13 protein-coding genes and 2 pseudogenes are annotated in these 13,729 nt (G+C 71.3%); 11 read left to right on the top strand and 4 right to left on the bottom strand.

Features of this window, described 5'->3' with window-relative positions; translation table 11 throughout:
- Positions 1-8: 8 nt before the first annotated feature.
- Entirely contained in the window at positions 9-719 is a 711-nt protein-coding gene (locus ACWFR4_RS11835) for a nucleotidyltransferase domain-containing protein (RefSeq protein WP_453652129.1), read from the bottom strand.
- A gap of 189 nt (positions 720-908) precedes the next feature.
- Here ACWFR4_RS11835 and ACWFR4_RS11830 point away from each other — a divergent pair, with 189 nt between their 5' ends.
- From ACWFR4_RS11830 to der, 6 genes are all read left to right on the top strand, one after another.
- Positions 909-1,325: a YidB family protein gene (locus tag ACWFR4_RS11830; protein WP_453468323.1), complete on the top strand. Its 417-nt coding sequence runs from the start codon at positions 909-911 to the stop codon at positions 1,323-1,325.
- Positions 1,326-1,470: 145 nt separating this feature from the next.
- On the top strand, positions 1,471-1,833 hold the full coding sequence (gene aroH, locus ACWFR4_RS11825) for a chorismate mutase (RefSeq protein WP_116502899.1): 363 nt from the start codon (positions 1,471-1,473) through the stop codon (positions 1,831-1,833).
- Complete coding sequence (locus tag ACWFR4_RS11820) at positions 1,830-2,915, top strand: prephenate dehydrogenase (protein WP_453468324.1); 1,086 nt, start codon at positions 1,830-1,832, stop codon at positions 2,913-2,915. Before aroH ends, ACWFR4_RS11820 begins: the two co-directional genes overlap by 4 nt.
- Positions 2,916-3,027: 112 nt before the next feature.
- Entirely contained in the window at positions 3,028-3,732 is a 705-nt protein-coding gene (cmk, locus tag ACWFR4_RS11815; protein WP_453468325.1) for a (d)CMP kinase, read from the top strand.
- A gap of 59 nt (positions 3,733-3,791) precedes the next feature.
- Complete coding sequence (locus tag ACWFR4_RS11810) at positions 3,792-4,379, top strand: lysophospholipid acyltransferase family protein (RefSeq protein WP_453468329.1); 588 nt, start codon at positions 3,792-3,794, stop codon at positions 4,377-4,379.
- A gap of 80 nt (positions 4,380-4,459) precedes the next feature.
- Positions 4,460-5,932, top strand: coding sequence for a ribosome biogenesis GTPase Der (der, locus tag ACWFR4_RS11805; RefSeq protein ID WP_453468326.1), 1,473 nt, complete (start codon positions 4,460-4,462; stop codon positions 5,930-5,932).
- Between the two features lie 29 nt (positions 5,933-5,961).
- On the opposite strand, the gene ACWFR4_RS11800 is transcribed toward der, so the two are convergent.
- Complete coding sequence (locus tag ACWFR4_RS11800; protein WP_453468327.1) at positions 5,962-6,279, bottom strand: hypothetical protein; 318 nt, start codon at positions 6,277-6,279, stop codon at positions 5,962-5,964.
- A gap of 227 nt (positions 6,280-6,506) precedes the next feature.
- On the bottom strand, positions 6,507-7,304 hold the full coding sequence (locus tag ACWFR4_RS11795; protein WP_453468563.1) for a hypothetical protein: 798 nt from the start codon (positions 7,302-7,304) through the stop codon (positions 6,507-6,509).
- Between the two features lie 421 nt (positions 7,305-7,725).
- Here ACWFR4_RS11795 and ACWFR4_RS11790 point away from each other — a divergent pair, with 421 nt between their 5' ends.
- The 5 genes and pseudogenes from ACWFR4_RS11790 (at position 7,726) to ACWFR4_RS11770 (ending at position 11,998) form a co-directional block, all read left to right on the top strand.
- Positions 7,726-8,325, top strand: a complete 600-nt coding sequence (locus tag ACWFR4_RS11790) for a transglycosylase family protein (RefSeq protein WP_453468562.1) — start codon at positions 7,726-7,728, stop codon at positions 8,323-8,325.
- Between the two features lie 127 nt (positions 8,326-8,452).
- A pseudogene (locus ACWFR4_RS11785) lies at positions 8,453-8,623 on the top strand (ABC transporter substrate-binding protein); the annotation flags it as partial.
- 163 nt (positions 8,624-8,786) lie between these two features.
- Positions 8,787-10,052, top strand: a complete 1,266-nt coding sequence (locus ACWFR4_RS11780; protein WP_453652127.1) for a glycosyltransferase family 4 protein — start codon at positions 8,787-8,789, stop codon at positions 10,050-10,052.
- Positions 10,049-10,897, top strand: coding sequence for a hypothetical protein (locus tag ACWFR4_RS11775; RefSeq protein WP_453468560.1), 849 nt, complete (start codon positions 10,049-10,051; stop codon positions 10,895-10,897). Before ACWFR4_RS11780 ends, ACWFR4_RS11775 begins: the two co-directional genes overlap by 4 nt.
- A 57-nt stretch (positions 10,898-10,954) precedes the next feature.
- Positions 10,955-11,998 (top strand): helix-turn-helix transcriptional regulator, encoded by a 1,044-nt coding sequence (locus tag ACWFR4_RS11770; RefSeq protein WP_453652125.1) that lies wholly within the window; start codon positions 10,955-10,957, stop codon positions 11,996-11,998.
- Here ACWFR4_RS11770 and ctaD read toward each other — a convergent pair.
- Positions 11,883-13,580, bottom strand: a pseudogene (ctaD, locus tag ACWFR4_RS11765) (aa3-type cytochrome oxidase subunit I); the annotation flags it as partial. The gene ACWFR4_RS11770 and the pseudogene ctaD sit on opposite strands and share 116 nt — an antisense overlap.
- Positions 13,581-13,729: the final 149 nt, after the last annotated feature.

Below are 13,729 nucleotides of genomic sequence, written 5' to 3'. Positions count from 1 at the left end.
GAGGGGGCTCAGTGCGCGTAGGGCTGCGGCTCCGACTCAAGGGCTGAAGCCCGGCGCACCCCGAACAGGAAGTCCGCCACCCGCGCCCGGTCCGGCTCGGCCGGTAGCGGGGTGCGGGCGGCGGCTTCCTCCGCCTCGCCGCCCAGACGCTGCATCCGGGCCACCACGTCGTCCCAGGAAACCTCGCCCCGCTTCACCGAGAGGAGCGCCTCGCGGTCCTCGCCGACGTCGAGGGTCAGCCGGCCGGTGCGGAGCAGGTCGCGGCAGGAGGTGAGGAGGCGCAGCAGATGCATCGCGTGCTTCCAGCGCGGGGCGCCGTACTGGCGGACATCGGCGTCGAGCTTCTTGCGCTGGGCCAACGCGTATCCGGTGAACGTGGCGTGGACCTGTCGGGACAGGAAGGCCTCGCGCAGGGCGAGCAGTTCGCGGCCCGTGTCGGTGACGTGCTCGACGAGCGGCGAGTGCAGGCACTCCAGGATGTTCGGATTGGCCCGCAGGGCGAGCTCGCAGAAGCGCTCCAGTTCCCAGGAGAACTGCTCGTCCGCCGGACCGTCGGCGTGCGTCGGCGGCTTCTCGAACCGCCAGAACAGCGCCGTGGGCGCCACGAACACGCCCCGGCGGTCGGTGTCGCTGCCGTCCGTGGCGAGGCCGAACGCCCGCGACCCCATCACGCAGGTGTAGATCGTGTGGTCGCGCACCAGGTCCAGGGCCTCTGTCATGGACGGAGCGTACGGTCCGCGCCCGGCCGGAGCGGAGCGAATTTCAGGCGTCCGTGATCTTCCGGAGGGCGGGCCGGCCCGGGCCGCCCGAGTGGCGACAGGGTGTGGTTCGGGTCACATTGGCAGGGGTCTGCGGACTCCAGAAGTGAGTCCCCGAAGGACTCCGAGAACGTCCTGAAAGGCGTGACCATGGCAGGTAACAACGATCTGGGAAGCCTGCTCAGCGGCCTCCTCGGTGACAAGGCGGGCGGCTCGGCCGGCGGGGTCCTCACCTCGCTCCTGGCGGCCTTCACCCAGGGCCAGGGCGGCTCCGCGGGCGGCAACCCGCTGGGCGGCCTCCTGGAGACGCTCGCCAAGTCGGGCCTCGGCGGGCAGGCGCAGTCCTGGGTCGGCACCGGCTCGAACGAGCAGCTGACCCCGGACCAGGTCAAGGAGGCCCTGCCGGACGCCACGCTGCAGAAGGTCGCGGCGGAGTCGGGCGTCAGCCCCGACCAGGCGGCGAACGACATCGCGAGCGCCCTGCCCACGGCCGTCGACAAACTGACCCCGGAGGGCGAGGTGCCGGGCCTCTCGCTGGACGAGCTGGTCAAGGAGCAGAAGTTCTGACCGGCTGGTCGGAGACCGGAAGCTCTGATGTACCGCACCGTGCGCGGCGTCCGTCTCGGCAGGCGGGCGCCGCGCGCCGGTGTCTGCGGGGCTGACTAGGCTTGGCACCTCATCAGCTGTACGTACGCAAGCAAGGAGCGACACCGTGGCGGTACGAGCGGTCCGGGGCGCCGTCCAACTGGAACGGGACGAAGCCGGACACATGGACGAGCAGGTCAGCGAGCTGCTCACCGCCATCCTCGAGCGGAACGGGCTGACCTCCGACGACCTGATCTCGATCTGGTTCACGGCCACCCCCGATCTGCACTCCGACTTCCCGGCCGCCGCCGCCCGCAAGCTGGGCATCGTCGACGTGCCGCTGATCTGCGCGCAGGAACTCGACATCGAGGGAGCGCTGCCGCGCGTCGTCCGCGTCCTCGCCCATATCGAGTCCGAGCTGCCGAAGTCCGGGGTCGCGCACGTGTACCTCGGCGCCGCCGCCGCCCTGCGCAAGGACATCGCCCAGTGAGAACCGCCCTCGTCATCGGCACCGGCCTCATCGGCACCTCCGCGGCCCAGGCGCTCGCCTCGCGCGGTGTGCACGTGCACCTCGCCGACCACGACCCGGCGCAGGCCCGCACCGCCGCCGCGCTCGGCGCGGGCACCGACGAGGCGCCCGAGGGACCCGTAGACCTCTGTGTGGTGGCCGTGCCGCCCGCGCACGTCGCGACGACCCTGGCCGACGCGATGCGGCGCGGGGTGGCCCGCGGATACCTCGACGTCGCCAGCGTCAAGGGCGGCCCGCGCCGCGAGCTGGAGGCGCTCGGCCTCGACCTCAGCCCCTACATCGGTACGCACCCCATGTCGGGCCGCGAGCGCAGCGGGCCCCTGGCGGCCACCGCGGATCTCTTCGAGGGCCGCCCCTGGGTGCTGACGCCCACCCGCGACACCGACACCGAGGTCCTGAACCTCGCGCTGGAGCTGGTCGCGCTGTGCCGGGCCGTCCCCGTCGTCATGGACGCGGACGCCCACGACCGCGCCGTCGCCCTCGTCTCCCACATGCCGCACCTGGTGTCCAGCATGGTCGCGGCCCGCCTGGAGCACGCCGAGGAGTCGGCCGTACGCCTGTGCGGTCAGGGCATCCGGGACGTGACGCGCATCGCGGGCTCCGACCCCCGCATGTGGATCGACATCCTCTCCGCGAACCCCGGCCCGGTCGCCGACCTGCTCTCCGCGGTCTCCGCCGACCTCGACGAGACGGTGAGCGCCCTGCGCTCCCTCCAGTCCTCGGACGAGGCGAAGCGCGGCGAGGGCGCCACCGGCATCGAGGAAGTCCTGCGCCGCGGGAACGCGGGCCAGGTCCGCGTCCCCGGAAAGCACGGTGCGGCCCCGGCGGCGTACGACACCGTGGCGGTCCTCATCTCCGACCAGCCCGGCGAGCTGGCCCGGATCTTCGCCGACGCGGGCGCCGCGGGCGTCAACGTGGAGGACGTCCGCATCGAGCACGCGACCGGCCAGCAGGCGGGCTTCGTCCAGCTCCTGGTCCAGCCGGCCGCGGCCCCGAAGCTGACGGCGGCACTGCGCGACCGGGGCTGGGCGATGCGCCAGTAGGTCCTGTCTTCAGGGGCTGTAAGGGCAGGGTGCTTGAGCCAGTAACCTTGTGCGGGGCGCCTTTGCGCCCCGCCTCCCTGTCCCCTGCACTGAGAAAGGTGTCCGCAGCCCCGTGGAAACCGTCGCAACCGCCGCAAGCGCCGCCCCGGCAGCAGTGATCGTCGCCATCGACGGCCCCTCCGGCACGGGCAAGTCGAGCACCTCCAAGGCCGTCGCCGCCCAGCTCGGGCTCAGCTACCTGGACACCGGCGCCCAGTACCGGGCGATCACCTGGTGGATGGTGAACAACGGCATAGACCTGACCGACCCGACGGCCGTCGCCGCCGTGGTCGGCAAGGCCGAGATCGTCTCCGGCACCGACCCGTCCGACCCGACGATCACGGTCGACGGCGTCGACGTCGCCGCTCCCATCCGCACCACCGAGGTCACCTCGAAGGTCAGCGCCGTCAGCGCCGTCCCCGAGGTGCGTGCCCGCATCACCGAGCTGCAGCGTTCCATCGCCGCCTCGGCCGAGCTGGGCATCGTCGTCGAGGGCCGTGACATCGGTACGACCGTCCTGCCCGACGCCGACCTGAAGATCTTCCTCACCGCGTCGCCGGAGGCCCGTGCGGCCCGCCGCAGCGGTGAGCTCAAGGGCGCCGACGTCAAGGCGACCCAGGAGGCCCTGATCAAGCGGGACGCCGCCGACTCGAGCCGTAAGACGTCCCCGCTGGCCAAGGCCGACGACGCCGTCGAGGTGGACACGTCCGAGCTCACGCTCCAGCAGGTCATCGAGTGCGTGGTCACCCTCATCGGGGAGAAGCGGGCGGCGAAGTGACCGCGGCTTCCCCCTCGGAAAGAGGCGCGGAGGTCGGCCGCCGTATCGGGGTCGGCCTCATGTACGGGCTGTGGAAGCCCCGCGTCCTCGGCGCCTGGAAGGTCCCCGCGACCGGTCCGGTGATCCTGGCCGTCAATCACGCGCACAACGTCGACGGTCCGATGGTCATGGGCGTCGCGCCCAGGCCGACGCACTTCCTGATCAAGAAGGAAGCGTTCATCGGCCCGCTCGGCACGTTCCTGGGCGCCATCGGCCAGGTCGAGGTGGACCGCGCGACGGCGGACCGTACGGCGATCACGCGTGCGCTGAGCGTGCTCGACGAGGGCGGAGTCCTCGGGATCTTCCCGGAGGGCACCCGAGGGGGCGGCGACTTCGCCTCCCTGCGGGCGGGCCTCGCCTACTTCGCGGTGCGCAGCGGGGCGCCGATCGTGCCGGTGGCGGTCCTGGGAAGCACGAACAAGCGCGGCCGGCTGATAAAGGCGCTGCCGCCGCTGCGCAGCCGCGTCGACGTCGTCTTCGGGGACCCGTTCCCGGCGGGCGACGGCAGCGGGCGGCGTACGCGCAAGGCGCTGGACGAGGCGACCGTGCGCATCCAGGAGCGGCTCACCGCCCACCTGGAAAACGCCAGGCGCCTCACCGGGCACTGAGCGAGACTTTCAGTAGTGGACCGCCGTAAGTGATCAGACGGTCCACCGATCACCACGATGAACGACGAGGTACGGACTTCATGAACGACCAGATCCAGCCGGAGGGCTCGGCCGAGCACGAGCACGGGGCCCTTGGCGACGCGGAGTACGCGGAGTTCATGGAGCTCGCCGCGGTAGAGGGCTTCGACATCGAGGACGTCGAGGGCGCGATCGAGGAGGCGGGCCACGGCCCGCTGCCCGCACTCGCCGTCGTCGGCCGCCCCAATGTCGGCAAGTCGACCCTGGTGAACCGCATCATCGGCCGCCGCGAGGCCGTCGTCGAGGACAAGCCGGGCGTCACCCGCGACCGCGTCTCGTACGAGGCCGAGTGGGCGGGCCGCCGTTTCCGGCTCGTCGACACGGGCGGCTGGGAGCAGGACGTCCTCGGCATCGACGCGTCCGTGGCCGCGCAGGCCGAGTACGCGATCGAGACCGCCGACGCCGTCGTCTTCGTCGTCGACGCAACGGTCGGTCCCACCGACACCGACCTGGCGGTCGTACGGCTGCTGCGCAAGGCCGGCAAGCCGGTCGTGCTGTGCGCCAACAAGGTGGACGGGCCGAGCGGCGAGGCGGACGCCACCGCCCTGTGGTCCCTCGGTCTCGGCGAGCCGTACCCGGTGTCGGCCCTGCACGGCCGCGGCACCGGCGACATGCTGGACGCCGTCATCGAGGCGCTGCCCGATGCTCCGGCGCAGACCTTCGGCACCGCGATCGGCGGCCCCCGCCGCATCGCCCTCATCGGCCGCCCGAACGTCGGCAAGTCCTCCCTCCTGAACAAGGTTGCGAACGAGGACCGCGTCGTCGTGAACGAGCTGGCGGGCACCACCCGCGACCCGGTCGACGAGCTCATCGAGCTCGGCGGCAAGACCTGGAAGTTCGTCGACACGGCGGGCATCCGCAAGCGGGTCCACCTCCAGCAGGGCGCCGACTACTACGCGTCCCTGCGCACCGCCGCCGCCGTCGAGAAGGCGGAGGTCGCGGTCATCCTGATCGACGCGTCCGAGTCGATCTCGATCCAGGACCAGCGCATCGTGACGATGGCCGTCGAGGCGGGCCGCGCGATCGTCGTCGCGTACAACAAGTGGGACACGCTCGACGAGGAGCGGCGCTACTACCTCGAGCGCGAGATCGAGACGGAGCTCGCGCAGGTCGCGTGGGCGCCCCGGGTGAACGTGTCGGCGACGACCGGCCGCCACATGGAGAAGCTCGTCCCCGCGATCGAGACGGCCCTCGACGGCTGGGAGACGCGCGTTCCGACGGGCCGGCTCAACGCGTTCCTGGGTGAGCTGGTGGCCTCGCACCCGCACCCGGTCCGAGGCGGCAAGCAGCCCCGCATCCTCTTCGGTACGCAGGCCGGCACGAAGCCGCCGCGGTTCGTGCTCTTCGCCTCCGGCTTCATCGAGGCCGGCTACCGCCGGTTCGTGGAGCGGCGCCTCCGCGAGGAGTTCGATTTCGAGGGGACGCCGATCCACATTTCGGTCCGGGTGCGCGAGAAGCGCGGCCGCAAGAAGTGAACTAGCGCCAGGCGCCCAGGACTTGGTGCCTAGCGCTCGCGTCGTGGAGCGGGCGGCAGTGCGGCAGGGAGGTTGCTCCCGGTGCTGTGCTGCCGCCCGTTCGTGTGCCAGGAGCCGGCCGGCGGCGTGCTGTGGACCTGCGGCGGTTCGTGGTACGACGCGCTGTGCCGACCGCTGCCGCTGTGGTGCACGGCGTAGGGGCCCGAGCCGAACGCGGAGAACGAGAGGTTCTCTTCGCCGCTGCGGTCGCCCGGCAGAGCCCGGAAGGATCTGCGGTACTCCGAGTACAGGGCGTCGTAGATCGGTGTGGCCGAGCGGCCACCCGCCGATTCATGCGTCCCGCGCATGGCGGGGATCGGGGTCGGATAGTGCGGGCGGCGAGGGGGGTCGTATGCGTGCACGTAGGTGCCAACGACCCGCACACCCTCGCGGATGCGGTCCGGTTCGCGCTTTCGCAGGCCGACGTGGGTGCGGGCGGCGCACGCGGAGGTGCAGGGGCCGGCGTCCGGGGCCGGGTACGACCGTGGGCCGGGCGCGCGCCCGGCCCACGGTCACCTCGGTTCATGGCCGAGGGTCACGTACCTGCCAGGGGCATCGTCGCGCCGACGAGCAGTCCGTTCGCCGCGGCCTTGTCGAGGGCGCCGCGGAGCAGGTCCTCGCGGGGCTGGCGGCCGATCGTGCCGGCCGGGGCGGCGAAGACGAGGACGGAGTTCGTCTTGTTCGCCGCCGCGCGCCAGCTGTCGGTGACGTGCAGCGGCTGGTGCGCCTGCCACCACGCGACCTGACCCGCACCGATGGAGCCGGGCTGCAGGACGGCGTGCAGCTGGCCCATGGCAAGCAGCACGGACCAGCCGTACAGCACCCGCGGCACCTCGCTGACCTGGGCGGTCGGCGTGAAGCCCTGCTCCACGAGGAGGGTCAGGAACTCGTCGATGCCGCCCGCCGCGCCGGGGCGGGCGATCGGTCCGGTCGGCTCGACGACGAGCGCGGGGTGCAGCTCACCGGAGATCAGGACGAGCCCGCTGGTCATGCCGAGCACGGCCTGCTCCGGAACGGCCTGTGCGGGGACGGACTGCGCCGCGGCGGGGGCGCCGCCGTCACCGGCGATGGAACGTACGGCTCCCTGCAGCTGCTCCTCGGACACCTGGACGACCTGTGAGGGCAGGCAGGTGGAGTGGGCGAAGGCCAGGACGGCGGTCTCGTCGCCGATGAACAGGACGGTGCTGGTGCGCTCCTGTTCCGAATCGCCCGGAGTACGGCAGGACGTGCAGTCGTACGTGCCCGGGGCGTTCTCTCCGGCGAGCAGCCGGTCGGCTTCTGCGTCGCCGATCTCGGCGCGTACGTCGTCGCTGACGTCGAGCATGCGCGGCACGGGTGGCTCCTCGGATTCGGTGTGTTGCTGCGTCGAATGTGGCCGGGCGGCCCCCGGCTCATAAAGAAGACAACGGATGATCTGTGCCGGGGGTCACGCCCGGAAGGGGACGGAATCGACCCATCCGACGCACGGCGTGAACCGGCGGCCGGAATCAATCTCTCCACCTCAACTCCCGTTGCACGTAAGGAAATTGATCCGGAGAGGCGGGCGGCGGATCGCCATCCCTGCAGGTCGACAAATCCTGAAATCGTGCAATGAAGCAGGTGGCCGAAAACAGTCGCTGGCGAAAGTGTGCCTACGGCGGGCCGGGAGGCGGCCGACCGGGTGGGGCCGACCGGGTGGGGCCGACCGGGTGGGGCCGGGTCCGCGCATGGCGCGGCTCGCCGCGGGCGCGGGCTCGCGTGCCTAGCGTGACGCGATGCGCCCCATGCCCGTGAACCGCACGCGCCCCGCACGCCGCTTCCGTCTCGCGGCCCTGCCGGCCGCCCTGTTCGCCGTCCTGCTCGCCCCCGCGGCCGCGGCCGCCGTCCCGCCCCCGCCGGCTCCCGGCCCCGGGCGCCTGATCCTCGAGCTGGACGACTGCGTCAAGGACCAGTGGCCGTGGGGCTGCCTCGCCGAGTGCGAGAGCAGCGGGCGCTGGCACATCAACAGCGGCAACGCCTACTACGGAGGGCTGCAGTTCCGGCAGTCCACCTGGAAGGCGAACGGCGGCCTCGGGTACGCCCCGCGCGCGGACCTCGCGACGCGCGCCGAACAGATCGCTGTCGCCGAGAAGGTGCTGCGCACCCAGGGCTGGCGTGCCTGGCCGGTCTGCTCCAAGGTCCTCGAGCTCGACGGCCGCGTCCATGTGGTCAAGCCGGGCGAGACCCTCAGCTCGATCGCCACGCGGTACCGCGTCGAGGGCGGCTGGCACGCGCTCTACAAGGCCAACAAGCAGATGGTCGGGGCCCACTCCGACCGCCTCAACGCCGGCACCATGTTGCTCATCCCGAAGGCGTCGGCCAAGAGCCTCGACTGAGCTCGGCTGCCTCGCCGGCGAACGCGACGGCACCCCGCCGCAGTTCGTACACCACCACGCCCGCGCGCGTGCGCAGGCCGGGCGGCAGCTGCCGCCCGGCGACGACCACGCACGCGTCGAGCTCGCCGCGCGCGGACTGCTGCTGCCCGTCACTTATGAGCGGCTGCCCGAGCCCCCGAAGGCGCGTCGCGCCTGCCTGTCGGTGGCGCACTGGAAGGACGGATCGGGGTGGGTCACTCAAGCGGGTGACATGACCACGAACTGCTTCGAGGTGCCTCAGCTCTCCTACCTGCCTTGATGTCGGAAAACGTCAAAAGGTTCCACGAATCGTCTCTCAATCACGCATCTGTTCTGGAACAAGATGGTGATGACGCCCAACCTCTGCCTCCGCATCTCTGTCTAACCCTGCGGTAGGCGGACGAGACGGACTGTCCGCGAGGAACAGTGGAATACGGGGACGCATGCAGATTTCTTTCCTGATTCACAACGCCTACGGAATCGGGGGGACTATTCGGACGACGTACAACCTCGCGAACACGCTTGCCGAACAGCACGACGTCGAGGTGGTCTCCGTCCTGCGCCACCGTGACGAGCCGGTTTTCAGGGCCGACCCGAGGATCCGGGTCCGGCACCTCATCGACATCCGCAAGGGCACACCGGGCTACGAGGGCGACAGCCCCGAATACCGCACCCCCGCCGCGACGTTCCCGCGCGCCGAGGGGCGTTACGACCAGTACAACGCGCTCACCGACCGGCGGATCGCCGAGCACCTGCGCGCGATCGACGCCGACGTCGTCGTCGGCACCCGCCCGGGACTCAACGTGCACCTGGCCCGCCAGACCCGGCGCGGCCCCCGGCGCGTCGGCCAGGAACACCTCACGTTCGACAGTCACCCCACCGCGCTGCGCCGGCAGTTGCGCGCGGTCTACCCGCGGCTCGATGCGCTCACCACGACCACGGAGGCCGACGCCCGGGCGTACCGCGCGAAGATGCGGCTGCCCGGCGTGCGGATCGAGGCCGTGCCGAACCCCGTGCCCGCGCCCGGCGTCGAGCCGGCGGACGGCTCGGGCAAGTGGGTCGTCGCGGCCGGCCGGCTCGCGCCCGTGAAGCGGTACGACCTGCTGGTCAGGGCCTTCGACCGGGTCCGCGCCGAGCGGCCCGACTGGCGCCTGCGGATCTACGGCAGCGGCAAGCAGAAGGACAAGCTCCGCGCCCTGATCGACGACCTCGGTCTCTACAACCACGTGTTCCTCATGGGCCCCGCCCACCCCATCGAACCGGAGTGGGCGAAAGGTTCCATCGCCGCCGTCACCTCCAGCCTGGAGTCGTTCGGCATGACGATCGTCGAGGCGATGCGCTGCGGCCTCCCGGTGGTCTCCACCGACTGTCCGCACGGCCCCGGCGAAATCATCGACAACGGTGTCGACGGGCGTCTGGTCGAGGTGGGCAACGTCGAGGCGATCTCCGGCGGCCTCCTCGAACTGATCAACAACGACGCGCTGCGCGCCCGGATGGCGAGCGCCGCGCTCAAGGACTCCGAGCGGTTCGACCCGGCGCACATCGCCGAGCGCTACGAATCGCTCTTCGGCTCGCTGACGGCCCGCCGCGGAGGCCTTCTGCACCGCACCCGCGGCGCGCTGCTCGGGGGCGCGTACGCGGCGCGGGACGCGGGACGCTCCGCGTTCACGGCCCAGGGAACGTCACAGAGAAAGGGGCGCACGGCATGACGCCGCCGACCGCTTCGGCCGATTTCTCGGCCTCGTCCGAGCCGTCCGTGGGGGACGGGACCACGGCGCCCCACGCCGACTGCATCGCCGACTCGGCGGGCGGTCTCACCTTCGACGTCACCGACCACGGCGGGCCCGACCCGGCCCATCTGGTCCTCACCGACCGCGACAGTGGCGAGGACGTGCGCCTGCCGCTGACCCCGGCGGGCGACGGCAGCCTCCGGGCGGCGCTGCCCAGCAGCGTCCGGCTCCCCGAGGGACGCTGGGACGTCTTCGCGCAGGTGGCCGGCGAGGAGCCGCGGCGCCTGGCCCCTGGCCTCAACGACCTGCGGTCCCTCGTCGACCGGGTACCGAGCGGCTCCCGCGGCTTCGTCGCCGTCCGCATCCCCTACGCGACCAAGCACGGCAACCTCACCGTGCGCAGCTGGCTGCGCGCGCCGCACGCCGAGGCGGGCGAACTGCTCGTCGCGGACGGCGAGATGACGGTCAGCGGCCGGGTCTACGGCACCGCGATCACCCCCAAGGCGTACGCGGAGATACGTTCACGCACGGACGGCGGGCCGGCGCTCCGCAGCGAACTGGCCCCGCGTGGCGACGAGTTCACCTTCCGCGTCGGGTACGAGGAGCTGGAAGCGGGACGCTGGGACCTGTGGGTGCGTCCGGAGGGCGAGGACGGACTCGCGGTACGCGTCGCCCGGCTCCTGGACGACGTCGCCGACAAGAAGCCGATCTTCACCTATCCGACCGCACGCCTGAACACCGTGCACGGCCGGATCGCGGTCGAGCCGTACTACACGAGCGACAACGACCTGGCGGTCCTCGTGACCGCAGCGGCCGCCGAGTAGCGCGCGCGGCGCCCTTGCGGACTCCGCCTGTCCGCGAGGTCCGGCAGACTCGGGCCCATGCTGGAGACCTCGGCCCGACTCCTGCGGCTGCTCTCGCTGTTGCAGGCCCGCCGCGAGTGGTCGGGCGCCGACCTCGCGGACCGGCTCGGCGTCACGCCGCGCACCGTCCGCCGCGACGTCGACCGGCTGCGCGGGCTCGGTTACCCCGTCGACGCGAGCCCCGGCACCGGCGGCGGCTACCGGATGGGCGCCGGCGCCGAGCTGCCGCCGCTGCTCCTCGACGACGACGAGGCCGTCGCCGTCGCCGTGGGTCTGCGGACCTCGGCCGGCCAGGGCATCGAGGGCATCGGCGAGACGTCCGTACGGGCCCTGTCCAAGCTCGAACAGGTCCTCCCCGGCCGGCTCCGCCGCCGCGTGTCCGCCCTCAACGCGTTCACCGTGCCGATGCTCCGCGGCCCGGGCCCCTCCGACGTCGACCCGTCCGTCCTCACCGAACTCGCCGCCGCCTGCCGTGACTCGGAGCGGCTGCGCTTCGCCTACGAGGACCACCAGGGCGCCGCCACGCGCCGCACTGTCGAGCCGCACCGCCTGGTGTGCAGCGAGCGCCGCTGGTACCTGGTCGCCTGGGACGTCGACCGCGAGGCCTGGCGCACGTTCCGCGTCGACCGCATCACGCCGAAGCCGCCGCACGGGCCGCGCTTCACCCCGCGCACGCCACCCGCCGACGACCTCGCCGCGTATGTCTCGCAGGGCGTCTCGCAGGGCCCGTACGCCACCGGGGCGACGATCCGGCTCCTGGTGCCCGTCGAGGAGGCGGCGCAGCGGATCAGCCCGTCGGCGGGCACGCTCGAGGCCGACGGCGACGACAGCTGTGTGCTGCGTACCGGGGCGGCGAGCCTCGACGTGATGGTGATCCACGTGATCCTGATGGGCTTCGAGTTCGAGGTGCTCGAACCCGAAGGGCTCACGGACGTGATCAGGACCGCTCGGGACCGTCTGTCCCGTGCGCTGGAACGGGCCGGCTCAGCGGACGGGACGACGCGAACGCCGGATGGTGCAGATCGAACGCCGGGGACTCGGAGCGGATCCGGGGCAGCGTGAGGAAGTTGTGCCGCGGCGCCGGGCACGGTGTCGCCCACTCCAGCGAACGCCCGTAGCCCCACGGGTCGTCCACGTCGACCTTCTCGCCGTACCTCGCCGTCTTCCAGACGTTGTAGAGGAACGGCAGCGTGGAGAGGCCGAGCAGGAACGAGCCGATGGTCGACAGCGTGTTGAGCGCAGTGAACCCGTCGGCCGCCAGATAGTCGGCGTACCGCCGCGGCATGCCCTCGGCGCCGAGCCAGTGCTGCACCAGGAACGTGGTGTGGAAGCCGACGAACAGAGTCCAGAAGTGGATCTTCCCGAGCCGCTCGTCGAGCATCTTCCCGGTGAATTTGGGCCACCAGAAGTAGAAGCCGCCGAACGTCGCGAAGGCGACCGTGCCGAACACGACGTAGTGGAAGTGCGCGACCACGAAGTACGAGTCCGTCACGTGGAAGTCCAGCGGCGGCGCGGCGAGGATGACGCCGGTCAGGCCGCCGAACAGGAACGTCACCAGGAAGCCGACGGACCACAGCATCGGGGTCTCGAAGGACAGGGACCCGTTGATCATCGTCCCGATCCAGTTGAAGAACTTCACGCCCGTGGGCACCGCGATCAGGAACGTCATGAACGAGAAGAACGGCAGCAGCACCCCGCCCGTCACGAACATGTGGTGCGCCCACACGACGATCGAGAGCCCGGTGATGGCCATCGTGGCGCCGACCAGCATCGTGTAGCCCCAGATCGGCTTGCGGCTGAAGACCGGGAGGATCTCGGAGATGATGCCGAAGAACGGCAGCGCGATGATGTAGACCTCGGGATGGCCGAAGAACCAGAAGAGGTGCTGCCACAGCAGCGCACCCCCGAACTGGGCCTCGAAGACCACGGCCCCGAAGCGCCGGTCCGCCTCCAGGACGAGCAGCGCCGCGGCGAGCACGGGGAAGGCCATCAGCACGAGGATCGACGTGAACAGCGTGTTCCACGTGAAGATCGGCATCCGGAACATCGTCATGCCGGGCGCCCGCATCCCGATGATGGTCGTCAGGAAGTTCACCGCGCCGAGGATCGTGCCGAAGCCCGCGAGCGCCAGACCCATGATCCACATGTCGGCGCCGACGCCCGGCGAGCGCGTCAGGCTGTTGAGCGGGGCGTACGCGAACCAGCCGAAGTCCGCGGCCCCGCCGGGCACCATCAGAGAGCTGATCACGATCAGCCCGCCGAACAGGAACAGCCAGTACGAGAACATGTTGAGCCGGGGGAACGCCACGTCGGGGGCGCCGATCTGCAGAGGCATGATCTCGTTGGCGAAGCCCGCGAAGGTCGGGGTCGCGAAGAGCAGCAGCATGATCGTGCCGTGCATCGTGAAGAGCTGGTTGTACTCCTCGTTGGACAGCATCTGAAGGCCGGGCCGTGCCAGCTCCGCCCGCATCAGGAGCGCCATGATCCCGCCGGCGAGGAAGAACGCGAACGACGTGATCAGGTAGAGGTGGCCGATCTTCTTGTGGTCCGTGGTGGTCAGCCACTCCACGACGATCCGGCCCGGCGTCCTCGTCCGCACCGCTCCTGCCGCCGGCTGCACGGGCTGCACGTCCGTCGTACCCATCGCTTGCCCCCTCGCTTCGCGCGCCCCGGGCCTGCCTCGAGCACACGCCATGATGCTCGCCTCCCCACCGACTCCGACAGGGGGCGTACGGGAGCTCTGTGTCGCGTTCATGCAATTCCGATGGGGCGTCAACTGATGAAGAGCGCCCG

The organism is Streptomyces sp. NPDC055140 (assembly GCF_053607285.1).
Note: the sequence above shows the minus strand (reverse complement) of the source record. Positions and strands in the feature narration are given on the sequence as shown.

Coding starts and splice junctions, on each gene's coding strand:
- ACWFR4_RS11835 (WP_453652129.1), bottom strand. CDS start 719: ATGACAGAGGCCCTGGACCTGGTGCGCGACCACACGATCTACACCTGC.
- ACWFR4_RS11775 (WP_453468560.1), top strand. CDS start 10,049: ATGACGCCGCCGACCGCTTCGGCCGATTTCTCGGCCTCGTCCGAGCCG.
- ACWFR4_RS11780 (WP_453652127.1), top strand. CDS start 8,787: ATGCAGATTTCTTTCCTGATTCACAACGCCTACGGAATCGGGGGGACT.
- ACWFR4_RS11770 (WP_453652125.1), top strand. CDS start 10,955: ATGCTGGAGACCTCGGCCCGACTCCTGCGGCTGCTCTCGCTGTTGCAG.
- ACWFR4_RS11790 (WP_453468562.1), top strand. CDS start 7,726: ATGCGCCCCATGCCCGTGAACCGCACGCGCCCCGCACGCCGCTTCCGT.
- der (WP_453468326.1), top strand. CDS start 4,460: ATGAACGACCAGATCCAGCCGGAGGGCTCGGCCGAGCACGAGCACGGG.
- ACWFR4_RS11830 (WP_453468323.1), top strand. CDS start 909: ATGGCAGGTAACAACGATCTGGGAAGCCTGCTCAGCGGCCTCCTCGGT.
- ACWFR4_RS11800 (WP_453468327.1), bottom strand. CDS start 6,279: ATGCGCGGGACGCATGAATCGGCGGGTGGCCGCTCGGCCACACCGATC.
- ACWFR4_RS11810 (WP_453468329.1), top strand. CDS start 3,792: ATGTACGGGCTGTGGAAGCCCCGCGTCCTCGGCGCCTGGAAGGTCCCC.